The 22,659-nt window shown below is 73.8% G+C and carries 19 protein-coding genes; 11 read left to right on the top strand and 8 right to left on the bottom strand.

Features of this window, described 5'->3' with window-relative positions; genetic code table 11:
• The first annotated feature begins 25 nt into the window (after positions 1 to 25).
• Positions 26 to 826 carry a hypothetical protein gene (locus tag A4V12_RS20835; RefSeq protein ID WP_064070841.1) on the top strand — a complete coding sequence of 267 codons (801 nt, stop codon included), beginning with the start codon at positions 26 to 28 and terminating at the stop codon, positions 824 to 826.
• 35 nt (positions 827 to 861) lie between these two features.
• Here A4V12_RS20835 and A4V12_RS20830 read toward each other — a convergent pair whose 3' ends face one another.
• Both A4V12_RS20830 and A4V12_RS20825 read right to left on the bottom strand, forming a co-directional pair.
• Positions 862 to 1,845, bottom strand: a complete 984-nt coding sequence (locus A4V12_RS20830) for a phosphatase PAP2 family protein (RefSeq protein ID WP_064070840.1) — start codon at positions 1,843 to 1,845, stop codon at positions 862 to 864.
• Positions 1,827 to 2,732 (bottom strand): YihY/virulence factor BrkB family protein, encoded by a 906-nt coding sequence (locus A4V12_RS20825; protein WP_064070839.1) that lies wholly within the window; start codon positions 2,730 to 2,732, stop codon positions 1,827 to 1,829. The genes A4V12_RS20830 and A4V12_RS20825 overlap by 19 nt, the downstream gene beginning before the upstream one ends.
• A 178-nt stretch (positions 2,733 to 2,910) precedes the next feature.
• On the opposite strand from A4V12_RS20825, the gene A4V12_RS37625 reads away from it, so the two are divergent.
• Both A4V12_RS37625 and A4V12_RS20820 read left to right on the top strand, forming a co-directional pair.
• Positions 2,911 to 3,066, top strand: coding sequence for a hypothetical protein (locus A4V12_RS37625; protein ID WP_159028882.1), 156 nt, complete (start codon positions 2,911 to 2,913; stop codon positions 3,064 to 3,066).
• 347 nt (positions 3,067 to 3,413) lie between these two features.
• Positions 3,414 to 4,271, top strand: a complete 858-nt coding sequence (locus A4V12_RS20820; RefSeq protein WP_234372265.1) for an arylamine N-acetyltransferase family protein — start codon at positions 3,414 to 3,416, stop codon at positions 4,269 to 4,271.
• Here the strand turns inward: A4V12_RS20820 and A4V12_RS20815 are convergent.
• Positions 4,232 to 5,809: a mucoidy inhibitor MuiA family protein gene (locus A4V12_RS20815; RefSeq protein ID WP_064070838.1), complete on the bottom strand. Its 1,578-nt coding sequence runs from the start codon at positions 5,807 to 5,809 to the stop codon at positions 4,232 to 4,234. The genes A4V12_RS20820 and A4V12_RS20815 overlap by 40 nt on opposite strands.
• Before the next feature lie 7 nt (positions 5,810 to 5,816).
• Entirely contained in the window at positions 5,817 to 7,886 is a 2,070-nt protein-coding gene (locus tag A4V12_RS20810; protein ID WP_064070837.1) for a DUF4139 domain-containing protein, read from the bottom strand.
• Between the two features lie 383 nt (positions 7,887 to 8,269).
• On the opposite strand from A4V12_RS20810, the gene A4V12_RS20805 reads away from it, so the two are divergent.
• The 5 genes from A4V12_RS20805 (at position 8,270) to A4V12_RS20785 (ending at position 14,960) form a co-directional block, all read left to right on the top strand.
• Positions 8,270 to 8,695, top strand: a complete 426-nt coding sequence (locus tag A4V12_RS20805) for a peptidoglycan-binding protein (protein ID WP_079137193.1) — start codon at positions 8,270 to 8,272, stop codon at positions 8,693 to 8,695.
• A gap of 234 nt (positions 8,696 to 8,929) precedes the next feature.
• Positions 8,930 to 11,083: a S1 family peptidase gene (locus A4V12_RS20800; protein ID WP_064070835.1), complete on the top strand. Its 2,154-nt coding sequence runs from the start codon at positions 8,930 to 8,932 to the stop codon at positions 11,081 to 11,083.
• A 326-nt stretch (positions 11,084 to 11,409) separates the two neighbouring features.
• Positions 11,410 to 13,293 carry a DNA/RNA non-specific endonuclease gene (locus A4V12_RS20795; RefSeq protein WP_064070834.1) on the top strand — a complete coding sequence of 628 codons (1,884 nt, stop codon included), beginning with the start codon at positions 11,410 to 11,412 and terminating at the stop codon, positions 13,291 to 13,293.
• Positions 13,294 to 13,588: 295 nt separating this feature from the next.
• Positions 13,589 to 13,855 (top strand): peptidoglycan-binding domain-containing protein, encoded by a 267-nt coding sequence (locus A4V12_RS20790; RefSeq protein ID WP_064070833.1) that lies wholly within the window; start codon positions 13,589 to 13,591, stop codon positions 13,853 to 13,855.
• A 13-nt stretch (positions 13,856 to 13,868) separates the two neighbouring features.
• Positions 13,869 to 14,960, top strand: a complete 1,092-nt coding sequence (locus A4V12_RS20785; RefSeq protein WP_107415452.1) for a hypothetical protein — start codon at positions 13,869 to 13,871, stop codon at positions 14,958 to 14,960.
• Positions 14,961 to 15,123: 163 nt separating this feature from the next.
• On the opposite strand, the gene A4V12_RS20780 is transcribed toward A4V12_RS20785, so the two are convergent.
• Positions 15,124 to 15,471, bottom strand: a complete 348-nt coding sequence (locus A4V12_RS20780) for a lytic transglycosylase (RefSeq protein ID WP_079137192.1) — start codon at positions 15,469 to 15,471, stop codon at positions 15,124 to 15,126.
• Positions 15,472 to 15,725: 254 nt separating this feature from the next.
• Here A4V12_RS20780 and A4V12_RS20775 point away from each other — a divergent pair, with 254 nt between their 5' ends.
• Positions 15,726 to 16,583 (top strand): class I SAM-dependent methyltransferase, encoded by an 858-nt coding sequence (locus A4V12_RS20775; protein ID WP_079137191.1) that lies wholly within the window; start codon positions 15,726 to 15,728, stop codon positions 16,581 to 16,583.
• 130 nt (positions 16,584 to 16,713) lie between these two features.
• Here the strand turns inward: A4V12_RS20775 and A4V12_RS20770 are convergent, their stop codons facing one another.
• Positions 16,714 to 19,020 carry an ABC transporter permease gene (locus A4V12_RS20770; protein ID WP_064070831.1) on the bottom strand — a complete coding sequence of 769 codons (2,307 nt, stop codon included), beginning with the start codon at positions 19,018 to 19,020 and terminating at the stop codon, positions 16,714 to 16,716.
• Complete coding sequence (locus A4V12_RS20765; RefSeq protein WP_064070830.1) at positions 19,017 to 19,727, bottom strand: ABC transporter ATP-binding protein; 711 nt, start codon at positions 19,725 to 19,727, stop codon at positions 19,017 to 19,019. The genes A4V12_RS20770 and A4V12_RS20765 overlap by 4 nt, the downstream gene beginning before the upstream one ends.
• 154 nt (positions 19,728 to 19,881) lie before the next feature.
• Between A4V12_RS20765 and A4V12_RS20760 the strand changes: the two genes are divergently transcribed.
• Together A4V12_RS20760 and A4V12_RS20755 are read left to right on the top strand one after the other, a co-directional pair.
• Entirely contained in the window at positions 19,882 to 20,709 is an 828-nt protein-coding gene (locus A4V12_RS20760; RefSeq protein ID WP_064070829.1) for a sensor histidine kinase, read from the top strand.
• Positions 20,706 to 21,416, top strand: a complete 711-nt coding sequence (locus A4V12_RS20755; RefSeq protein ID WP_064070828.1) for a response regulator — start codon at positions 20,706 to 20,708, stop codon at positions 21,414 to 21,416. Before A4V12_RS20760 ends, A4V12_RS20755 begins: the two co-directional genes overlap by 4 nt.
• A gap of 77 nt (positions 21,417 to 21,493) precedes the next feature.
• Here the strand turns inward: A4V12_RS20755 and A4V12_RS20750 are convergent, their stop codons facing one another.
• A complete protein-coding gene (locus tag A4V12_RS20750; RefSeq protein WP_064070827.1) occupies positions 21,494 to 22,609 on the bottom strand; it encodes an AI-2E family transporter in 1,116 nt (371 codons plus the stop codon).
• Positions 22,610 to 22,659 lie beyond the last annotated feature (50 nt).

Here is a 22,659-nt window from a genome sequence, read left to right as displayed (position 1 = left end):
CCGACACGAGGGGGAGGAAACGGACATGGGGCGACAGGATCTGGCCGACGCGCTGGATGCCGAGATGATGCGGCTGCTGCTGCCGGAAGCCGCCGTCCGGGCGCTCGGCGCCTGGTCCGCGGGGCCCGGGGCCCGGTACGCGTCCGGCTCCGGTGACCACGCCGTGGCGTACGTCCCCGTGCACTGGTCGGGCGTCGAGCCCTGGCCCGACGGGTTCGCCGCGAGGACGGACGGCCGGATCGCGACGGTCGACCGGGCGCAGGCGCGGACCGCGGTGCAGCGGGCGGCGGCGCGGGGCGAATGGGAGAAGGCCCTGGTGGCCTCGTACGTCTGGGGGCAGGGCCGGACGGGGTACGGGCCCCACCGGCTGGCGGAGATCCTCGCCGGGCCGGGGGTCGCCGACGCCGTGGCGCACGCCGACCGCCACCTCGGGGAGGCCGGCGCGGTCGCGGCCTACCAGGCGCTGCGGGGCACGGTGAAGGGACTGGGCCCCGCCTTCTTCACCAAGCTGCTGTACTTCCTCGACCGGCGGCCCCACACCCCCGGCGGCGCACCCCGCGCGCTGATCCTGGACCAGCGGGTCGCGCGCGTCCTGCGCGTCCACGCCGCGCGGGTGGGGCGGGAGAGCGGTGTGCCCGACGCGGCGGACGTCGCGGCCTGGATCTGGTCGGACACGGGCTGGACGTCCCACCGCTACGCCGTGTACCTGCGGTTCATGACGGCCGCCGCCGACCGGGCGGCCCGCGCCGGCACAGGCCGGCCGTGGTCCCGCCCCGACCTGCTGGAGCTCGCGCTGTTCGAGGGTGCCTGGGACCCGGCGGCGTGACCGGCCGGGGGAGGGCGGAAGGCGCCCCCCACCGCTCACGGCTCCCGCCCCGCCCCGTCCGGTCCTGGCCCGTCGCCCCGGGAGCCCCCGCCGCCCGCCGCCTTTGCCGCTCGCCGGCCGGCCGCGACGCGCACGTCGTCACCGCCCGGTTCCCGGCGCGGCCCGCGGCGGACCGTACGCACGTCCGTCCGCGCACCGGCGGACGGCCCACCCGGCACACGGTCCGGCGCCCACGCCCGTACCCCTGCCCACGACCGGCCCGGCGCCGCTCCCGGCGCGCGCTCCGGCCGCCGCAGGGGCGGGGACAGCAGTGCGCGCGCCATGACGAGCAGGACGCCCGCGCCGTTGACCAGCCCGCCGACCACGTCGCTCGGGTGGTGCATCCCCCCGTACAGCCGCGACACCGCCACCGCCGGCGGCACCATCAGCAGCAGACCGGCGGCCACGTACCGCCAGGGCCCGCGCAGCCGGGTCACCGCCAGGGTGGCCAGCCCGCCGTAGAGGGCGAGCGAGGCGCCGACGTGCCCGGAGGGGAAACTGGAGGTGGGCGGGGCGGGTTCGAGGCGCGGCACGTCCGGCCGCGGCCGCTCCACGCACACCGTCACCAGCAGGAAGAGGGCCGACTGCGCGGCCACCGACCCCACCAGGAACAGCGCCTCCGGCCAGCGGGGCGCGCGCGGCAGCACGATCAGCGCGACCACGCACACGACCGTGACCCCGATGACGCTCTCCGTGGACGCGACGAACGTCAGCCACTCCGACACCCCCGTGGCCGTACCGCCGCGCCGGGCGGCGAACCACCTGCTGACCGCGTCCTCCGCCGTCAGGGGCGGGTGGTCCGCCGCCGGGCCCGTGACCAGCAGGCCCGCGCCCACCATCAACAGCCCCAGCACCGGCAGCAGCGCCAGTGGGCCGATCCGTCCGGCGCTCCCGCCGTTGCCCGTCGTCATGGGCGTCTTGTTGCCCGTCGCGCCACGGGTGAACCGCGACGGCGAGCGGTTCACGTCGCCGAGGAGCACGGATCGGGCCTCCGCGGCCGCCCGTCACGGGCGAGCTCCGCGTTGAACTGCGCGCCGGCCAGCAGCACCACGTGGGAGACCCACAGCCACACGAGGAACGCCACCACACCGGCCAGGGAACCGTAGAGCCGGTCGTACGTCGCCACGTGGGCGGCGTAGAACGCGAACCCCAGCGACGCCAGCAGCCACAGCAGCACCGCCAGCGCCCCGCCGGCCACCGTCTGCCGCACACCGCGCGACTCCGGCGGTCCCGACCGGAAGAGCAGCAGGACCAGGGCGACGCCCACCCCGAACAACAGCGGCCACTTCAGCCCCGCCCAGACGAGGGCGGCCTGATGGTCCGTCCCGGTGCCCCGGCCGATGGCCCTCGCGACCCGTTCGGCGGCGGTCAGCGTCAGCACCCCGCTGACCAGCAGGGCCAGCACGGTCGACGCCCGCAGCAGGATGGCGGGGAGCGTCCGCCAGGCGGGACGACAGTCGGGCACGCCGTACATCGCGTGCAACGCGCGCCGGAACACGGCCAGATAGCTGGAGGCGGACCACAGGGCGGCGCCCGCCGTCAGCACCACCAGCACCCAGCGGACCGACGGTTCCTCCCCGGAGCCGCCCAGCGCCTGTGCGAGCACCGGACGGGCCGTCTTCGGCACGAACGCCCCCAACTGCGCGACGACCTCCTGCGGGGAACCCGTGCCGAGCAGCGCCAGCGAGAAGACGAGCACCAGCAGGCCCGGGAACACCGCCAGCACGGCGTAGTAGGTGAGCGCCGCCGCCCAGTCGGTCAGATCGTCCTCCCAGACGGCGACCGGCGTACGGGCCATGGCCCTGGCGTACGCCCCGGGCTCGCGCCGACCGGGCGCCGAACCGCTCGCGGGGACACCGATCGTCATGCAACCACCGCTCCGTTCCGGCCTGCCGTCACCCGGCCGCCGCCCCGGTGGGGACGGTACGGCAGGGAGTCACCTTCCTGCTGCCCCGCGGCGCCGATGTCACGCTTCGGCCCGGCGCGGCGGGGGGCGGAGGAGCCGCCGGCTGATTCCCGGCCGCCGAAACGGTGAGGAGGAGACCATGACGACACCCGACGCGCGTACGCGTACCAGGTTGCAGGAGCTCGAAGACCGGCTCGGCGAGCGGACACCGCCCCCGCTCGACGGCCAGACCCGCATCCCGCTGCCCCCGCCCGCGACGCCGGACGGCGAGGACGACGACTCCGGCACACCATGACCGTGCACCGTGCCGGCGGGACGCCGGGGCGGCCGGCCCGCGCCCCGCGCCCGCAGTGGCGCGGGCCGTCCCCCGGCGCCCGGCCCGTACGCTAGCGGCGCCCGGTTCGCCCGGCGGGCCCGGCTTCCGGCCGGTACGTCGTGGGCGCGCGGCCCGTACGTGTGCGTCGGCCCCGTACGACATCCCCGGCCTCCGGCCCGTACACGTGCGTCGCCGGCGCCAAGTCCGTGCGACGACCCCGCTCTCCCGCCCGTACGACCCGGCTCGCGGTCCTACGTCCCCGGGCCTCCCGCCCATACGTCTCCAGCCGCATGACAGGCCGTCGGGGGGCCTCGAAGATGGCCCCCATGAACACCGTCCCCGACACCCGCGCCCATCTCGACCGCATGGGCGCCCCGCGCCCCTCCCGCCCCGACGCCGCAGCCCTGCGCGAGCTGCACCTGCGGCATCTGCTGACCGTGCCGTTCGAGAACCTCTCCATCCACCTCGGCGAGGAGATCGTGCTGGAGGAGAAGGCGCTGCTCGACAAGATCGTGCACGGCCGGCGCGGCGGTTTCTGCTACGAGTTGGGCGGCGCCTTCGCCGCGTTGCTGCGCGACCTGGGGTTCCGGGTGGCGTTCCTCCAGGCGCGTACCGTCGACGGCGAGGGCCGCCTCGGGATCCCGTTCGATCACCTGGCGCTGCGGGTGGAGACGGACGACGGCACCGGGCCCTGGCTCGCGGACGTCGGGTTCGGCGACCACAGCCACTACCCGCTCGCCCTGGAGGAACGCGGGGAGCAGCAGGACCCGGGCGGGGTGTTCCGCGTCGCCGAAACGTCCGAGGGCGACCTGGAGGTGCTGCGGAACGGGAAGGTGCAGTACCGCGTCGAGGTGCGGCCGCGGGAGCTGTCGGACTTCGAGGCCGGCGCCTGGTACCACCGCACCTCCCCGGCCTCGCACTTCACCCGCTCCCCGGTGTGCTCGCTCCTCACCGGGGACGGCCGCGTCACCCTCAGCGGGCGCAAGCTGGTCACCACCGCGGACGGGCGGCGCACCGAGCGGACGCTGGAGGGCGACGACGAGATCCTGGCCGCCTACCGCGACCTGTTCGGCATCGTCCTGGACCGGGTGCCGGGCGGGCCGGGGGCCCCGCGCGGTCACGCGGGCGGGGGCCCCGGCACCGGTCAGAGCCCGGCGACCCTGCCGGCGGCCGCGAGTTCGTAGACCAGCGTGACGGTGCGCCGGCCGGCGGGCGGGAGGGTGACGTTCCACCGGGCGATGCCTTCGGCGTCGATCGCGTCGGGCGCCGGTGAGCAGGCCTGCGTGCGCAGCCGCACGTCCACCGCGGACGTCTCGGAGACCGGGATCCGCTCGCGCAGGACGACCACCCGGTCCCCGGTCTCCCCGGGGGCGGAGAACCGGGACAGGTGCAACCGCACCGTGCGGGTGACCACGGTCCGCTGCATGATGCCGGTGGCGTCGCGGGTCTCCTCGGTCTCCCGGACCACCCCGTGGTCGTCGCAGCTGCCGAAGGCCAGCTCGACGGGGGCGCCGGGAGCGGTGAACTCCAGCGTGCCGCGGCCGGCGAACCCGCTGCCGCGGACCAGGTCCACCGGGCCGGCGAGCAGCGCGTGGCCGGACAGATTGTCGCACCGCACCACCTGGGTGACCAGCGGGGACAGCTCCGGCGAACACGCGTACTCCCGCACCGCCGCCGCGGTGAAGGCGGACAGCGGCACCCGGTGGGCGCGGCCGTCCGACGGCACGGACACCGGCGCGGGGGAGTGCAGCACCCGTGCCTCGCCCCCGTCGTCCACCCCCGGCAGGCCGAGCACCGGGGCGGGACCGAGGTCCGCGATCTCCTCCTCGCGCACCTCGACCTCGACGGTGCGCCGCTCGGCCGCCGACCGGTCCTTGAGCGTCAGCCGGTCCTCGTCCAGCCGCGGCGGATCGGTCGCCAGCGCCGACCGGGCCGTCGACAGCGTCAGCCGTACGCCCGACCAGTCCTCGCCGGTGCGCTGCCAGACCATGGCGTCGGTCTCCAGCGTCAGGGAGTCGCCGTCCAGCACGGCCCGGTAGGCGGGCCGCCACAGCGCGCACGCGGTGAGGTGGCTCACCCGCAGGCGGACCGGCCCGGCGGTCGCGGCCTCCACGGTCAGTTCGACGTGGCCGACCAGCTCGGCGGGCTCGGACTCGGCGAGGTCCACGGCCTGCCGGGCCTCCCCGAGCTCGGCGGCGAGGCCGGTCAGCCGTGCCTCGGCGGCACGCAGCTGTTCGCCGTACGTGTCGCGCTCCTGGTCCACCCGGTCCAGTTCGCGCGCCCAGCGGGCGGTCGCGGTCTCCCCGGCGCCCGCGCCCTCCCCGATCTCCCGCAGCAGGTCGGCGGCGAGGCGGCCGAGGACGTCGAGGCGGGCCCGCAGCCGGTCGCGCCGCCGCCCCACGGCGACCCGCTCCTCCTCCAGGGCACGCACCCGCCGCTCCAGGGCGGAGTCGTCGGCGGACGGCCCCGGCCCCCGGGGCGTCCAGGTCCGCACGATCCGGGCGTCCAGCACGGTTGCGGCGTGCCCGGCGGCCGGCTCGGCGTGGAGGGTGCGGTCGACCACCAGGGCGCTCACGGGCCCGAGGCGCAGCCGCTGTACGCCCGCCTCCAGGTCGAGGACCACCTCGCGCTCGACGTGGGCGCGGTCCTCCAGGCAGGTGACGGCGGTGACGGGGAGGGCGACCGGCTTCGGTGCCGTGGTCGTGCGTGTGTCAGCGGTCATGCGTGTGTCAGCTCCTGCGGTTGCCGCCGACCAGGGCCTTGCCGGCCGGGATGCGGATCTCGTAGCCGCCGTCGAGGGCGGTGGTGCCGCCGGCGGGCAGCTCCACCCGCCAGATGCGGGTGCCGGGGGCGTGGTACTCGGGTCCCGTGCCATTGTCGGGCGCCGTCCAGTCCGCCCGTTCCTCGATGCGGACGTCCGGTTCGGAGGTGACGGGCACCCGTTCGCGGACCTCGACCGTGACGGGCCGCGCCAGCCGGTTGGCCAGCTCCACGTGGACCTTGTGGTCGAGCACGGTGGTGTTGTTGCGCAGGCCGGACGTCGACTCGTGCACGTTCGTACGGCGGGTGACCCGGACGCCCTCGGCCGGCCCGAGCCCCACCCGGCGCACGGCGCCGGCGGCGAGCGTGGGCAGCGCGGCGGTCAGCAGGTGGTCGTCGTCGACGGTGACCTCCACCGGCCCGGCCAGCAGGGCCTGGTCGGTGGCGTTGGAGAGCACCAGCGTCGCGTAGACGGTCTGCTCCACGGACGGCACGCACAGGTACTCGGTGCGCAGTCCGACCGGGATCTCACCCACGGTGACGGTGTGCCAGGTGCCGTCCGAGGGGATGTCGGCACGGGCGGCGGCGTCGAAGCGGTGGTCGAAGGAGCCCGCCGACTCGCGGGGCCGCACGGCGTGGCCGGGCAGCGGCAGCTCGGCCACCGCCTCGGCCCGGCGGCGGTACTCGGCCGCCACCGCGTCGAACGAGGAGTCGGGGAACAGCCGGCCCCTGCGGCCGGCCCGGTCCTCGGGGCCGCGCAGGACGAGGGACGCGTACTCCAGCTCGGCCCCGCTGGGCCGCGGCGGGCCGGCCGCCGGTGCCGGTGGCGGAACCGGTGCCGGCGGCGGGGCGGCGCCGGGCGGCATGGCCCCGGCGGGGGCCATGGGGGCCATGGGGGCCGGACCCGAGAAGGACCGGGGACGGCCGCGCGGCGCGCTGCCCGGCCGCGCCATGACCGGCTGGGCGGGCGGGGGCATGGCGCCGCCGAAGGCCGCCGGCGCGCCGCCGGGCGCCGGGACGGCCCCGGGGGGCGCGCCGTAGCCCTGCGGTGCGGGAGGCGGGGGCGGCGTGGGCGGCGGTACGGCGCCGGGCGCGGAGCCGCCCGCGGCGGCCACCGGGCCGGTGGATGCCGCCGGACGCGGGGCCGCGTCGTACCCGGTGAACAGGTCGCCGAGCCCCGCGGGCGGCTCGCGCCAGCCGGACGGGGCGGGGGCGGGCTGCCGGCGGCCGATCCGCAGGGAACGCAGGCGCGGCAGGTCGGTGCGGCGCCGCAGGTCGGCGGTGGCCAGGGCGATGCGCACCCCGGTCCAGTCCTCGCCGGTGCGCTGGGCGACCGAGGCGCGCAGCACCAGCTTCCCGGTGCCGTCGCCCTGACGGTGCGTGAGGCGGTAGGCCGGGACCCAGACGGCGCCCGGAACCCCGTACTCCAGCTCCAGCCGCACCTCCTCGCCACCGCTCCCGCCGCTCCCGTCGGTGCCGCCCGGGGTGCCGGCGAGGGTCACGACCGCGCAGACCGTGGTGTCCACGTGGCCCGAGGGCGCGTCGGTGGAGGCGTGGGCGAGCTCGTCCGCGGCGACGGCGAGCTCGTGCTCGGCGACGCCCAGCGCTTCCTCCAGTTCGACGAGGCGCGCGTGCAGCCCGGTCAGCCGGGCGTCCACGAAGTCCGCGAGCTCCAGCCAGGCGTCGACGGGGGTCTCGCGGTGCGGGTCCTCGCGCCTGCGCGGCGGCGGCACCGGGTGCAGGGCGCCGACCTCCTCGACCAGCGCCAGTTGCCGGTCCCGTCGCGCCCGCGCCGCCGCGTGGACGTCACGCAGCCGCTCGACCTCACGGCGCAGCCCGTCGGCCGTGCCGGTGTCGCGGGGTTCGGCCTCGACCTCCACCCGCGCCTCGGTCACGCGCACCCCGGGGGAGCCCAGTACCCGGACCCGCAGGGAACCGCGGTCCAGCGCGCGGGGCAGCCCCGTCACCCTGACCCGGCCGTCGGGCGGCATGCTGCCCGACGCCAGGCGGTGGCAGACCGCGCCCTGCGCGTACACCACGACCGAATCGAGGACCGACCCCCACCGAGATGCCGTCCCAGCCGTCACGTTCTCCGCCCCCCACCGTGTCCTTGGCTGAGCGAAGCCTACGCCCGAGCGGTCCGTGCCCGGGCGCCGAGCCGGTCCCGAGACGGCACGCGCGCTCCCGGAGGCGTCCGGGAGGCCGGGGAAGAATTCGCCGGCCGAAAGGCCCGTGGTCGCCCTTTCAAATATCACCCGGTCAACATGTACCGGTATTACCGTCCGGTATTTCCGATGTCCAGGACGTGGCTGCCCACTGTGCGTCAACTCGCCTCCGACTCAACGAATCGTGGCGCGCGAGCCGTAGAAAAATCACAGTGTGCCCCCATGCGGGCAGGCGTAAAAGTGCCTAGCATAAATACATGGAATCGGAAGGCACGTATTACACAGTGAAGTCGGGCGACACGCTGTACGCACTGGCCCAACGGTTCGGCACCACCGTCGAGCAGCTGCAGGCGTGGAACGACATTCCCGATCCGAACGTCCTCAGGATCGGCCAGAGGCTGATCGTCACACAGGCGCAGTCCCCCTACGTCCCGTTCCCGGGCGCCGCCTGGTTCAAGACCCAACCCCACAGTCCCGTCATCAGCATGATGGGTGCTCGGCTCATCGAGGAGGGGTGCTCGGCGTACGGTCCGGGCGGGCCGCCGGCCCAATGGAACGCGCAGCACCGCGAGTCCTACGCCATGTGGCAGTACAAGCTCGGGTACCGGGGCAAGGACGCGGACGGCTGGCCCGGACCGACGTCATGGAACAAGCTCCGCGTGCCGTACCAGGTCTTCGCCTAGGCAGCGGCCCCGCACAGTTCGGAGAGGAGAGCCGACGCAGGCCCGCATCCCGTCGCATCCGACCCTCCGGGCCGAAGGCGCGCGGGCGTTCGTCCCGCGACCGTGGCACGGTGCCTCCCGCTGGGCGCGTGCCGCGGCGGAACCGCCCGGCGGGAGGGGCCGTCAGCCGGCCCCGGCACGCCGACGGCCACCGGGGCCGGGAGGACATCCCGGAACAGGACCGGAGGGTCGGTCATGGCAGTGACGACCAGCGCACGCGCGGAAGGACTGAAGCAGGCCGAGGCCGCGGCGGAAAGGTACCGGCGGACGAGCGACGAACGCCGGAACGTCGAGCGGCAGATGGACGCCGGGGTGAAGTTCCCCGACTCGCCCGAGGCGATCGCCGTCCGCGCCGCACGGCTGCTGGACCGGCAGGCGGTGCCCGCCGCGGCGGCGGTCGAGAGCATCCGCGAGGAGCACCTTTCGGCGCCCGCGGCGTACGAACGCATCCTCGGGCTCTCCAAGGAGTTGCAGGCGTGGAGCTTCCTGCCGCGCGGTGCCCGCGCCGCGCGCACAGTCGCCCGGATCGTGACCCGGGAGAACGGCCGCGAGCTGCCGATCGGCACCGGCTTCCTGGTGTCGCCGCGGCTGCTGATGACCAACCACCACGTCCTGCCCGACGAGGCCTCCGCACGGCAGTGCCTCCTGGAGTTCGACGCCCAGGTGACCATCGACAACGCCCCCGGCACGGCGACCCGCGTGGAGATCGACCCGGGTACGTTCTTCGTCGCCGACGAGCGGCTCGACTTCGCCCTGGTGCTGGTCCGCCCGCTGGGCGACGGCCGGATGCCGGGGGACGTGTTCGGGTGGAACAGGCTCAGCGTCCAGCTCGGCAAACTGGTCGTCGGGGAACCGGTGAACGTCATCGGCCACCCCATGGGCAGGCTCAAGGAGATCGCCGTCCGTGACAACGCGCTGCAAGTCCGTCTGGACGACTTCCTGCACTACCGGACCGACACCGAGCCCGGGAACTCCGGCTCCCCGGTCTTCAACGACCAGTGGGAAGTGGTCGCCCTGCACCACAGCGGTGTGCCGGAGAAGGACGCCCAGGGCCGCACCCTCCGCAAGGACGGTCAGGTGTGGGAGCCCGGCGACGGCGACGACGCGGTCGCCTGGGTCGCCAACGAGGGCGTACGCATCAGCTCCGTCCTGCGGCACCTCGCCGCCCTGCCCCTCGACCCCGCGCGGCGCGCCCTCCTGGCCGAGACGGGCCCGGACTCCGGTCTCGGGGAGGCCGGCACCGCACCGGGTGCCGCCAATCCGGCAGGCCTGGACGGCAGTCCCGTCGCCGCTGCGCCGGCGTCCCTGGACGGCAGCCCCGCCGCCGCCGCACCAGCAGTCCTGGACGGCGCCCCCGCCACCGTCTCCGCGGCACCCGTGGACGGCAGCCCCGTCGCCGCCGCCCGGGGCCCGGCACGTGCGGGCGCCGTCGAACGCGTCGCCCTGCGTCCGGGGCCGACCGCCTTCGGCGGCCGCCGGCACCTCGTCTTCCTGCACGGCAGGAGCCAGCAGGGGAAGGACACCGAGCTCCTCCGCCGCGACTGGACCGCGGGGCTCAATCACGGCCTCACCCGGGCCGGAATACCCCCGGTCGACCCGGTGGACGCCTGGTTCCCCTACTACGGCAACACCCTGATCGAGGCGCTCGGGGAGCGCGAGTCGGTGCCCCGCCCGCTCGCGGAGACCACCGCTCTCCCGGTGGCGGAGGCGTGCGCGCCCGTGGGCCCGGCCCGGGGCACCTACGAGCAACTCATCGCCGAAGCAGCCGCGAACGCGGACATGCCCCCGCGGGGCGAGGCGGCGGAGGAACGCTTCGGTGCCTCGGTCGTCGGAGCGCTGCAACGGCAACTGAGCTGGCTGGCGGCGAAGACCGACCTGGACGAGTGGGTCATCGCCACGACCCTGCGGGACGTCGCCGCGTACCTCGACGACCCGGAGGTCCGGGAGACGGTCCTCGACACCGTGCTCGCCTCGATGCCCGCCTCCGGCGAGGTCGTCTTCGTCACCCACAGCCTGGGCACCGTCGTCGGCATGGACGTCCTCACCCGGCTGGGGCCGGAGGTGGACGTCGCGCTGCTGGTCACGGCCGGCAGCCCCCTCGGCCTGGACGGTGTCCACAGCAGGCTCCTCGTCGGCGGCCCCAAGCGGCCCGACGGCGACTACCCGTGGATCAACGCCTGGTGCCCGACCGACGCCGTGGCGATCGGCTGCCCGCTCGGCGGGACGTGGGCGGGCGAGCTGACCGACCTGGCCGTCACCAACGCCCGCGACCGGGCGCACGACATCGAGGAGTACCTCACCCACCCCGAGGTGGCCGCCGAGATCGGGCGCCACGTCGGCCACGGCTGAGGCCACCCGCTCCGGTACGTCCGGTGCGCGGCGCCCACCCCGCACCGGGCGTACCGGCCCCCGCGTTCCCCGACTCCGTACGGCCCGGGGCCGGTTGTGCGGTGCGGGCTCGCGCGCCGAGGCCCTTGGCGCGGCCCCGGGAGGTGGACGAATCCACGGCCCGCACGGTGCGCCGGTGCGGTGTCCCCGCCGTACTCCCCGCCGTACGCTGGAAGTACCCACGGAGCGGGAAGCCCGCGCCGTTCGCTTCGGTTCCCACCACCTCCGGAGCCCGTCCCGTTCGACAGGGCCTCCCACGCCTGAACCCCTGCGTGAAGGAGCCCGTGATGGCTGCCAACAAGCGAGTGACCGCCAACCACAGGCCCCCGCCCCCGGGCGGTGGGCAGGACAAGCTGATCGACGACCTGAAGCGTTTCATCCGTACGCGGGGATCGACGTTCCTGAGCGACCCCAACGTGTCCTCGATCGGCATCGGGTACAAGGAGAGGAACGGGCGGCGCGGCAAGGAACTGGCGCTGCAGTTCACCGTCGACAGGAAGGTCCGGCCCGAGGCCATGGAGGGCCTGCGGACCACCGGGATACCCGCGTTCATCGACATAGGCGACGGCATCGAGGTCCCGACCGACGTCGTCCAGCGCTCCTACCAGCCGCACTTCCTCGTCGTGGCCGAGGGGGAGACACCACAGCGCCAGAAACGCCTCACCCCGATGCGTCCCGGAGTGAGCGTGGGCAACGTCAAGGTGTCGGCCGGGACGTTCGGGTGCGTGGTCTTCGACAGGAACGACGGCTCGCCCTCCGTGCTGAGCAACTGGCACGTCCTCAACGGCCGAGGGGGCGAGCCCGGCGACGCGGTCGTCCAGCCGGGGACGGAGGACGACAGCCGCCTCGCGCTGAACCGCATCGGGACGCTCAAGCGCGCCCACCTCGGCAGGATCGGAGACTGCGCCGTGTCGACGATCACGGACCGCGACTTCACCACGGACATCCTCGGTCTGGACGTCACCCCGGCGAAGCTCGGTGAACCGCAGATCGACGACGCGGTGGTCAAGAGCGGCCGCACCACCGGGGTCACGCACGGTGTGGTGACCCGGCCGTTCGCCAAGGTGAGCGTCGACTACGGCGCGCAGGTCGGAGTGCGCGAGATCGAGTGCTTCGAGATAGGGCCCGACCCGAGGCATCCGGCCGACAACGACGAGATCAGCAAGCGCGGCGACTCCGGTTCGGTCTGGATGTTCACCACGCGCACCGGCAGGCCCACGGACGTCCTGGCCGGGCTGCACTTCGGCGGCGAGTCGGAGAACGACCCCGAGGAGCGGGCCCTGGCGTGCTTCCCGCAGGCGGTCTTCGGCGAACTCAAGATCACCCTCACCCGTCCCGACCCCGAGTCGATGGAGGCCGTGAGCGGGTACGACCCTGGCTTCCTCGGGGTCCCGGTCGGCACACCGCGGCTCAACCCCTCGATCAAGGAGGACGCCGTCCGCCTCGACGGGTCCGAGGTTGTCCCCTACACGCACTTCTCGCTCGCCCTGAGCGCGTCGCGGAGGTTCGCCCGCTGGGTGGCGTGGAACATCGACGGCGGCTCGATCAGGAAACTGGACCGCAAGGGCATCGACTTCGTCAAGGACCCGCGTCTGCCCGCCGCCGCGCAGGTCAGCAACGAGCTGTACAAGGGCCGCACCAACCGGCTCGACCGCGGGCACATCGCGCGCCGCGCCGACGTGGTGTGGGGCACGCCGGCCGAGGCGGAGAAGGCCAACCGGGACTCGTTCTTCTACACCAACATCACCCCGCAGATGGACGACTTCAACCAGAGCGCCCGCAACGGCATCTGGGGCCACCTGGAGGACGCGGTCTTCGAGGACGTCGAGGTCGACGACTTGAGGGTGAGCGTCTTCGGCGGCCCCGTCCTCCACGACGACGACCGCCTGTTCCGCGGGGTCAGGATCCCGCGCGAGTTCTGGAAGGTGCTCGTGTTCTCCGAGGGCGGCACGCTCAAGTGCAAGGCGTTCCTGCTGACCCAGAGCCTGGACGTGACCGAGGCGCTCGAACTGGACGAGTTCCGGGTGTTCCAGGTGGGACTGCCGGAGATCCAGAAGCGGACCCACCTGCGCTTCCCCACCGCCATGGTCGAGGCGGACACCCTGGTGGTGCCGGAGTCGCTGGAGGACAGGGCGCCGCTGGAGCGCCGGTCCGACATCGACTGGAGCTGATCCGTCTCCCGCCGGTCCGGCCCGGGCGGCAGGGCAGTCCCGCCCGGGCGCCCGGGCCCCAACTCCCGTACGAGCGGCGGGAGAAGATGCAAATCGTAAACCAGACATGTAGCATGAAAAGGAAGAATTGGCGCAGGCTCCGTGCCGCGCCGCCGGCGCAGGGCACCCTGTGACGGCCGTGTGCGCCGGACCCGTACGCCCCCACGCCCCCCACGCACGGTGCCGCACCGGGCGCCGTGCCCGGGCGTCCGCCCACCGAGATCCGCGGAGGACCGCTGCGAGACAGGAGCGCGCCATGCCCCCCGACATCTGCACCCACACCAAGACCCGGCCGACCATCAAGATCGGCTCCTCGGGAGTCGCCGTCAAACAGGCGCAGTGCTACCTCAACAGCTCGCTCACCGGTGAGGGCCTCGCCGTCGACGGCATCTTCGGGCCCCTCACGGACGCCGCGGTGCGGCGGTTCCAGGGGTGCGCGGACATCACGGTCGACGGCCTCTGCGGCGCACAGACCTGGTCCCACCTGACGTTCTGGGCCAACAGCCCGGACTTCGCCTGCTGAAGCCTGTTCCCGGATGGCAGGGCGAACGTGGTTCCGCGACCGCCGCGGGGCCGGCGCGTACGAGAAGGGTCTCTGGGAGCTGCGGGAAGGTCTGGCCTCCCGCATCAGTGAACTGGAGGCGCTGCTCCGCTCCAAGACGGCGCGCGACGGCATGCCGGCGGAGGGGCAGGCGCTCGCCGCCGAGGCGTTCAAGGAACTGGAGGAGGCGAGGAGCACCCTGCGCCACGATCACCGCAGGCGCCTCCCCGCGGCGCACCTGGCTGTCGCGCAGACCCGGTTCGACACGGCGCACACCCTGATGCTGCGCCTCTCCTCGCTCGACGAGGTCACGGCCATGATGCCGGGCCTCGTGGCCTACGTCCGTGAGCACCTGCCCGTGAACGACGAGCGCAGGGTGCAGGTCGAGGAGATCGCCCTCGCGATCCGCAGCGGCACCGCGCTGCAGGAGATACAACGCCAGGTGGTCGTCGACGCGGTCGCCGTGGCCCGCCAGTCCCACCTCCGGGAGAACCTGCGCGTCCGGAGCTTCACCTACGTCGTCTACGGGATGGCCGTCGCGCTGTCCGTCATCGTGGCTCTCGTCGCCCTCTTCGGCGCCCTGGCCCCGGACACGGTGCCGCTCTGCTTCCGCCCGGAGAAGATCGGGGTCGTCTGCCCCACCGCCAGCGACATGTCCTCCGCGAGCACCCAACCGGACGGGGACATCGACGACCTCTACGCGATGGTCGCCTCCCGGTGGGACTATCCCGTCGTCGTCTTCACCGGCATCGTGGCGGCCGCCGTCGCGGCCGCCACGTCGCTGCGCCGCATCAAGGGGACCTCGACCCCGTACAACGTGCCGGTGGCGCTGGCCCTGCTCAAGCTGCCGACCGGCGCGCTGACCGCCGTACTCGGCCTGCTGCTGATGCGCGGCGAGTTCGTCCCCGGCCTCCAGGCCCTGGACTCCTCCGCCCAGATCGTCGCCTGGGCCGTCATCTTCGGGTACGCCCAGCAGTTGTTCACCAAGCTCGTCGACAACCAGGCGCAGACGGTGCTCAACTCCGTCGGCGGGCCGCACAACGCGCCGGGGAAACCGGCCCGTGACCCCCAGGCGCCCGCCGGCTGACCCGGCCGAGATCCGCATCCGCCCCGAGCCGACCGACGGTCGAACGACGGCGTGCGTGCGTGCGTGGGGGCCGTGGTTCCCGGAGTGGAGAGGGAACCGCGGCCCCCACGGGCATGCGTTGTCGGGGTTGTCCTGTCGGGATCGGCGCCGCCTTCCTCCGTGCTCACACCGACGACACGAGCTCGGACCTGGCGACGACGAGCCGCTGGCCGACCTTGATGACGTCGGGGTTGCTGATCTTGTTCCACTTGACGAGGCGTTCGACCGTCGTCCCGTAGCGCGCGGCTATCGCGGTGAGGGTGTCACCGGGCCGGACCGTGTAGAAGGTCTCCTGGGGTGCGTCCGCCTTGGCGACGACGAGCCGTTGGCCGATCTTGATGACATCGGGATCCGGAATGCCGTTCCAGTGGACGAGCTGCGCCACCGTCGTCCCGAAGGCCGCGGCGATCGAGGTGAGGGTGTCGCCCGTCTTGACCGTGTAGAGCGTCACGTTTGTCTCTTGTGCAGTCATATTCCATATGATATGGCGTGTTGCGTCGTTCTGCCCGTCGAGCGCCGCACAACGACAGCCCGTTCCGGCTGTGTTCGGCGACGGATCGCCGCGACCCACCGGCGTACGCACGCCCTTCACGCGTCGGTGCCCGTCCCATCGGCCGGTCGGGCCCCCGACCGGCGTGCCTCGCCCGCCGGAGGGGCGGAGCGTGCAGGATCGATGCGGCGGCGGCCGTCCGCCGCCCCCGTCCGCCGCCCGTGAAGGGGACCATCGTGGAACCGCCCCACCCCCCGCCCTCCTCCCACGACGGCACCGGCGACACCGGCGACACCGGTGACACCGGTGAGGGCCGCTACGGCGAAGCGGTGTTCCCGCCGGAACGGGCCGGCGAGGACGAGCGCATCGACCTCGGCGCGCTCGCCTACGACGAGACCACCCTCGCCCGGCTCGAACGGCTCGGGGCCGGACCCGGCTGGCACTGCCTGGAGGTCGGCGCCGGAACGGGCACGGTGGCCCACCGCCTGCTGGACAGGACGGGTGTCGAGTCCGTACTCGCCGTCGACCGGGACGTACGGTTCCTCTCCGCGCGGCCCGCACCGGGGCTCACCGTCATGGAGGCCGACATCACCGCGCCGGACTTCGACCCGGGGCGCTTCCAGCTCGTCCACGCGCGGTTCGTCCTGATGCACCTGCCCGCGCGCCGCGAGCTCCTCGCGAGACTGGCCGGCCTGCTCGCCCCCGGAGGCGTACTCGTCCTCGGCGACGCCGTCGACCTGACCTCGGCCGTCGCGGCCGACACCCCGTACACCCGGACGATGCGCGCGATGTGGCAGGGCCTGAAGGACACCATCGGTACGGACGTCACCTGGGTGCCGGAGTACCCCCGCCTGCTGCGCGAGGCCGGGCTGGCCTCGGTGGCGGCGGAGATGTACGTCCCCCCGCTGCTGCCCGGCAGCGCGATCAGCCGGTTCTGGGCCGACACGTGGAGCCGGGCGCGGGAGTCGATGACCGCGACGGGGCTCGTCGACGACGCGACGGTCACGGAGGCGATCCGCTGCCTGGAGTCGCCGGACTGCGCCGAGTTGTCCGCCGGGCTGATCACCGCCTGGGGGCGCCGCCCCGGAGGGTGAGGAACCGGTTCCCGGTGCGCCCGGGGCATCTCGGCGCCCCGGTCACCGAAAAGCGCCTGCCGACGGCGCCGAACCGTACGCCCCCGACGAACGGCACGAGGACGCGGCGGTCAGCGCCGACGGGCAGGCGTCACTCGTTGTGCAGCACCTTGGCGATGGTGAGCCGTGCCGCGGACCTCGCCGGGACCAGTGCTCCGAGGACGGCGATCGTCACACCCGCCACGACCAGAGCGGCAAGCTGCGGGAGGTGCCAGACCTGCTTCATGGACTCCGGGAACGCAACCACTCCCACGTGGTCCACGACCAGCCGGTGGGCGACGATTCCGGGAGGAATTCCCAGCAGCCCGCCGATCACTCCCGGAACCATGACCGACGACACGGTCATCACCGTGACCTGGCGCGGTGTCATGCCTATCGACTTCAGCATGCCCAGGTCGCGCCGTCGCTCCCGGACGTTCAGCAGAACGGTGTTGAACACACCGAGCGCGGCGACGACGGTCAGCAGTACGGTGAACACCGAAGCGAAGCCGACGACGGTCGTGGTGGCGGCGTTGTCCGAGCGCAACAGTGCGGCGCGGAGGGACGGGTCGGCGGCCTTGACCGCCGCGATGTATTTCCGGGCGTCGGCGCCCGGTGCGAGCCGGACCGTGTACTCGGCGGCCTGCGCCGTCGGGTCGAGTCGGAACAGCGTCTGCCAGGTGGACTCCAGCGCCTGGGCGTTGCCCTCCATCGTCTTGCCCACGATGGTGACGGGTGCCTCCTTGCCGTTCAGCCGGACGGTGACGCGGTCGCCCACCGACACCCCGTGCTGGTGGAGGAACGCCGGACCGGCCGCGGCCTCCCCGGCACCGGCCGGCCAGCGCCCCTCGACGATCTCGGACGCGAGGGCCCGGGTGTCCCCGCGGTAGAAGTTGGCGAACACGGTCTGCGTGTGCCCGCCGAGGCTCACCTTGGTGAGCGCGCGAACGGTCACCTGATCCGCCCCGGGCAGTGAGCGCAGCAGTCGTTCGGTCCGCCGGTCGCTTCCCGCCGGAGCGGTCCGGCCGCGTGCGGACGAGCCGGCCTGTACGTCGATCCTGGGCGCACCGTCGCTCTTGCCGGCCTGTCCGTACGCGACCATGGTGCTGGTCAGACCGGTCGTCAGGGTCACGGTGGTGACCCCGAGGACGATGGCCGCCATGGTCAGCAGGGACCGGGCCGGCCGGGCCAACGGCTGCCCCATGCCCAAGCTCACGGCACGCGGCAGCCGGCTCCCGCCGAGCCGGCGCTGGACGCGCAGTCCGCGTCCGGTCCGCGGTGCGCTGCCCGCCGCGATCGCCCGGGCCGCGGACAGGCGGTGCGCCCGCGCGGCGGGGATCAGCGCGGCGACGGCGACGAGGGCGGGCATGCCGAGCAGGCAGACGACGGACGGCCACCGGCTGACGCCGACGGAGGCGCTGCCCGTCTCGACACCGGAGAAGGCCACCCGCAGCAGCGGTCCCGCCACGGCGTTGCCGCTCACGACGCCGAGAACGCAGCCGATGAGCGCGGGGACGGAAACCATCGTCAGGTAGACCGCGACCACCTGGTTCGGGGTGAAGCCCAGCGACTTGAGCACACCGATGTGCCGGTGCCCGGAGACGACCGCCCCGCTGACGACGTTCCCCACGATCAGTACGGAGACCAGAAGGCCGAGGACGCCGAAGAGGGTCATGAACGGCAGATACGCGTCGGCCTGGGCGGAGAAGGCCCGCTTGAGGGTGAGGTAGGACTGCGCGGTGCCCAGCGACCCGGCGGGAAGCCCGGCGGTGGCCGTGGTGAGGCCGGTGCGCAGCTCCCGCTCGGTCGCGGCGTTCGTGAAGCGGTACAGCATCTGGGCGGTGGTCGGGTGCATGCGGGCCATCTGCTCGGGCGAGACCCAGGCCCCGGCGGACTTGCTCATGCTGGTGGCGAAGCCGACGACGGTGAGCGGCGGGGCTCCGCGGGGCTCGAGCCGGGTGCCGAGCCGGCCGGGGCCCGGCGTGCCGTCGACCGGCCAGTTGACGACGATCTCACCGGGAGCGGTGGCCCAGCGGCCCTCGAGCAGACGGATGCGGTCCACCGGACCGTTCGGATCGGCCCGGCCCACGACACCGAGGGACCCGGCCGACATCCACAGCCAGTCGTCGGGCATCTCCAGGACGGTCTGCCCGAAGGGCCCGGCGGCGGCCTCGACACCGGGGCGGCGGGCCGTCCGCACCAACTGCTCGGGCGACGCCTTCGCCGGGTCGAAGGCCGCCACCGTGTGGGCCCCGCGCTGCTCGTCGAAGGCCCTGTCGAAGGGCGCCGAGGCCGCGGCGAGCAGCCCCAGGGCGAGCAGGACGGTCGTGGTCGAGCACAGGACCACGAGCCCGATGACGAAGGTCTGGAGCCGGCGGCGTTTCACGGCCGCTCGCGAGGCCCTCCACACGGCGCTCATGCGGTGGGCTCCAGCGTGCTCTCGCGGGCCACTCGGCCGTCGGCGACCTCGATCAGCCGGCTGGCGCAGCGGGTGGCCAGGTGCGGGTCGTGCGTGACGATCAGCAGGGTCTGCCCGATCTGGTTGAGGTCGATCAACAGGTCCATCACCTGCTCGCCCGAGCGGCTGTCCAGCGCGCCGGTCGGCTCGTCGGCCAGCAGCAGGGCCGGGCGGTTCATCAGCGCCCGGGCCACGGCCACTCGCTGGCGTTCACCCCCGCTCAACGCCGCCGGATAGGTGTCCTTGCGGCCGGCGATGCCCAGTTCGTCGAGGAGTTCCAGTGCCCGGCGGCGGGCCTGCCGGGCGGACGTGCCGGTCAGCTGGGCGGCCAGCGCGACGTTGTCCAGCGCGGGCAGGTCGTCGATCAGGTTGAAGAACTGGAAGATCATGCCGACGTGCCGTCGCCGGAACAGCGCCAGCCCCGTCTCGTTCAACCTGCCCAGGTCCTCACCGTGGACCCGGACCGTTCCGGACGTCGGGCGGTCCAGGCCGGCGACCATGTTGAGCAGGGTGGACTTGCCGCACCCGGACGGCCCCATCACGGCGACCGCTTCTCCGGCACGGATCTCCAGGCTGACGCCGTCCAGGGCCTTCGCGTCGCCGTAGTCCTTGTGGACGCCCTCCAGCCGGACGACGACCTGCCGGGAGCTGTCAGAATCAGTTGTCATGGCATGAACCTAGGAGCGGCACGACCGGTACGACGTCCCCCACCGGATGTAACCAGCCCCGCAGGTCATCCTGGGGATGTAGGGAACTGCGTCCGGAGCATGACGCGGGCGGGCATGCCGGGCTGCCATGCTTGTGCGGGTGGGGAGTTCGGGGTTGATCTGGCTGGTCGCGGCACTGGCGACGGCGTACACCGCGGTCGTCGTCCTGGGTGCGGCGCTCGTCCGGGCACGCCGGCGCCACCGGGCGGCCATCGACGAGCGCGGATGGCTGCTGGAGCGGGAGCGGGAGAGCGCGGCACGCACCGCGGTCGACGCCGAGCGGGCCAGGATCGCGGCCGAACTCCACGACATCGTCAGCCACAACGTGAGCCTCATGGTGGTCCAGGCCGGGGCTGCTCGTGAGGTGCTGGCCACCATGCCCGACGAGGCGGAGGCCGCACTGGGGGCCGTGGAGGGCGCCGGGCGGACCGCGATGACCGAACTACGGCACCTGCTCGGCCTGCTCGCCCCCGCGCAGAACGGTGATGAGGAGCCCCACGGCCAGGATCTGTCACCGCAGCCCAGCCTGAGCCGGCTCAGCCCGCTGATCGACCGGATCTCCTTCGCCGGCCTGCCCGTGGAGGTGCGCATCTCCGGAGAGCCCCGCCCGCTGCCGACCGGCATCGACGTCACCGCCTACCGGATCATCCAGGAGGCGCTGACCAACGCCCTCCGGCACAGCGACGGAGCCGGAGCCGAGGTGACGGTGCGGTACGCGGAGCACTGCCTGCGCGTCGAGGTCCTGAACAGCGGCCCGAGCGTCCTCACCGGCGACGCGGCCGGGCGCCGAAGCCGTCCGGCCGCGGCCCGGGCACACGGGGCGGGGCGGGGGCTGCTCGGCCTGCGCGAGCGGGTCGCCGTCTACGGCGGCGACCTGGACGCCCGGCGCCGCCTCGGCGGGGGCTTCCGCGTCCGCGCCCGTATCCCGCTGGACCGGCCGTGACCGCGCGCACCGACGCGGCCCCCCGCGTCGTGATCGCCGACGACCAGGAGCTGGTCCGCACCGGCTTCCGCCTGATCCTGACCGCACGCGGCATCGACGTGGTCGGCGAGGCCGCGGACGGGGCCGAGGCGGTGGAAGCCGTTTGCCGACTCCGCCCCGACGTCGTCCTCATGGACATCCGGATGCCGAACATGGACGGTCTGGAGGCCGCCCGCCGGATCCTCGCCCACGTCCCGGACTGCCGAGTGATCATGCTGACCACCTTCGACCTCGACTCCTACGTCTACGCCGCCCTCGCCGCCGGTGCCAGCGGCTTCCTGCTCAAGGACGTCACCCCCGCACATCTCGCAGCCGCCGTGCGCCTGGTCGACACCGGCGACGCCCTGCTCGCCCCCTCGATCACCCGACGCCTGGTGGAACGCCACGCCTCCGGCGCCGTACGGACCGCTCCGGCCTCCGCACATCCCGCCGTCCACCGCGACCTCGCGGCGCTGACACCCCGGGAGCGCGAGGTACTGACACTCATGGGCAAGGGCCTGTCCAACGCCGAACTCGCCCGGGAGCTGACGCTGAGCGAAGCGACGGTGAAGACCCATGTGGCCCGGATCTTCGCGAAGCTGACGCTGCGGGACCGGGCCCAGGCCGTCGTCCTGGCCTACGAGACGGGACTCGTCGCACCCGGTGGATCCGCCGGCCCGGATCACTGAGCCGGGGCCGGGCCACGGGCGGTGCCGTGGTCGGCGGGCATGGCGGCCGGGCCGTCACCCGCCGGCGCGGGGGACCACTACGACGGGACGGCGGCACCCGTGGGCGCGGCATCGGTTTCCGGTTCCCGCGGCGGCTCGGCGAGCTGCTCGCGCAGGTAGTTCCAGACCACCGCGATCAGCGCGGCGACGGGTACCGCGAGGAGGCTGCCGACGACGCCGGCCAGGCTGCCGCCGAGCGTCACCGCGAGCAGGACCACCGCCGCGTGCAGGCCCAGACCGCGGCTCTGGATCATGGGCTGGAACACATTGCCCTCGAGCTGCTGCACCACGACGATGATGGCCAGCACGATCAGTGCGTCGGTCAGGCCGTTGGACACCAGCGCGATGAGCACGGCGACGAGGCCCGCGAACAGCGCGCCCACGATGGGCACGAAGGCGGAGACGAAGGTCAGCACCGCCAGCGGCAGCACCAGCGGAACACCCAGGATCCACAGGCCGAGGCCGATGAACACCGCGTCGAGCAGGCCGACGACGGCCTGGGAGCGGACGAAGGCGCCCAGGGTGTCCCAGCAGCGGGCGGCCACGACCGGTACGTCGGTGGCCAGCCTGCCGGGCAGCTGGCGGGTCAGCCACGGCAGGAACCTCGGCCCGTCCTTGAGGAAGAAGAACATCAGGAACAGCGCCAGGACGGTGGTGACCACCCCGCTGAACACGGTGCTCATGCCGGTCACCACGGCGGTGACCATGCTGCCGACGCTGTTCTGGACGCGGTCGACACCCGCGTCGAAAGCACCCGATATCTGCTCGTCGCCGATGTTCAGCGGCGGCCCTGCGGCCCACTCGCGCAACGTCTGCACGCCCTCGGCCACCCCCTTGGCCAACTCGCCGGACTGGGAAGCGACCGGGACCGCGATGAGCGCCACGACGCCCGCGACGACGAGCAGGAACAGCACGGTCACCGTCGCCGCGGCCGGCGCCGGGCGCCACCCGTGCTGCCGCAGGAAGCGCGTCAGGGGCCAGGTCAGCGTGGTGAGCAGCAGCCCCACGACCAGGGGCCACACGATCGACCACATCCGGCCCAGGAACCACACGGCCACCGCCGCCATGACGAGGACCAGCAACAACTCGGCGGAGACACGCGCCGATGTGCGCAGCGCGGCGGCGGCTTTCGTGGCGTTCAACGAGGCAGACATGGGCGTCAGCCTACTGACACCGTTCACCCCCGGTGACCGGCGAGGCGGCG

It is taken from the genome of Streptomyces noursei, from assembly GCF_001646665.1.
GTDB lineage: Bacteria > Actinomycetota > Actinomycetes > Streptomycetales > Streptomycetaceae > Streptomyces > Streptomyces lavendulocolor.
This window is presented reverse-complemented; position numbering and strand designations above follow the sequence as displayed.

Coding starts and splice junctions, on each gene's coding strand:
- A4V12_RS20805 (WP_079137193.1), top strand. CDS start 8,270: ATGGAATCGGAAGGCACGTATTACACAGTGAAGTCGGGCGACACGCTG.
- A4V12_RS20765 (WP_064070830.1), bottom strand. CDS start 19,727: ATGACAACTGATTCTGACAGCTCCCGGCAGGTCGTCGTCCGGCTGGAG.
- A4V12_RS20785 (WP_107415452.1), top strand. CDS start 13,869: ATGGCAGGGCGAACGTGGTTCCGCGACCGCCGCGGGGCCGGCGCGTAC.
- A4V12_RS20790 (WP_064070833.1), top strand. CDS start 13,589: ATGCCCCCCGACATCTGCACCCACACCAAGACCCGGCCGACCATCAAG.
- A4V12_RS20825 (WP_064070839.1), bottom strand. CDS start 2,732: ATGACGATCGGTGTCCCCGCGAGCGGTTCGGCGCCCGGTCGGCGCGAG.
- A4V12_RS20780 (WP_079137192.1), bottom strand. CDS start 15,471: ATGACTGCACAAGAGACAAACGTGACGCTCTACACGGTCAAGACGGGC.
- A4V12_RS20770 (WP_064070831.1), bottom strand. CDS start 19,020: ATGAGCGCCGTGTGGAGGGCCTCGCGAGCGGCCGTGAAACGCCGCCGG.
- A4V12_RS20795 (WP_064070834.1), top strand. CDS start 11,410: ATGGCTGCCAACAAGCGAGTGACCGCCAACCACAGGCCCCCGCCCCCG.
- A4V12_RS20820 (WP_234372265.1), top strand. CDS start 3,414: ATGAACACCGTCCCCGACACCCGCGCCCATCTCGACCGCATGGGCGCC.
- A4V12_RS20815 (WP_064070838.1), bottom strand. CDS start 5,809: ATGACCGCTGACACACGCACGACCACGGCACCGAAGCCGGTCGCCCTC.
- A4V12_RS20750 (WP_064070827.1), bottom strand. CDS start 22,609: ATGTCTGCCTCGTTGAACGCCACGAAAGCCGCCGCCGCGCTGCGCACA.
- A4V12_RS20835 (WP_064070841.1), top strand. CDS start 26: ATGGGGCGACAGGATCTGGCCGACGCGCTGGATGCCGAGATGATGCGG.
- A4V12_RS20800 (WP_064070835.1), top strand. CDS start 8,930: ATGGCAGTGACGACCAGCGCACGCGCGGAAGGACTGAAGCAGGCCGAG.
- A4V12_RS37625 (WP_159028882.1), top strand. CDS start 2,911: ATGACGACACCCGACGCGCGTACGCGTACCAGGTTGCAGGAGCTCGAA.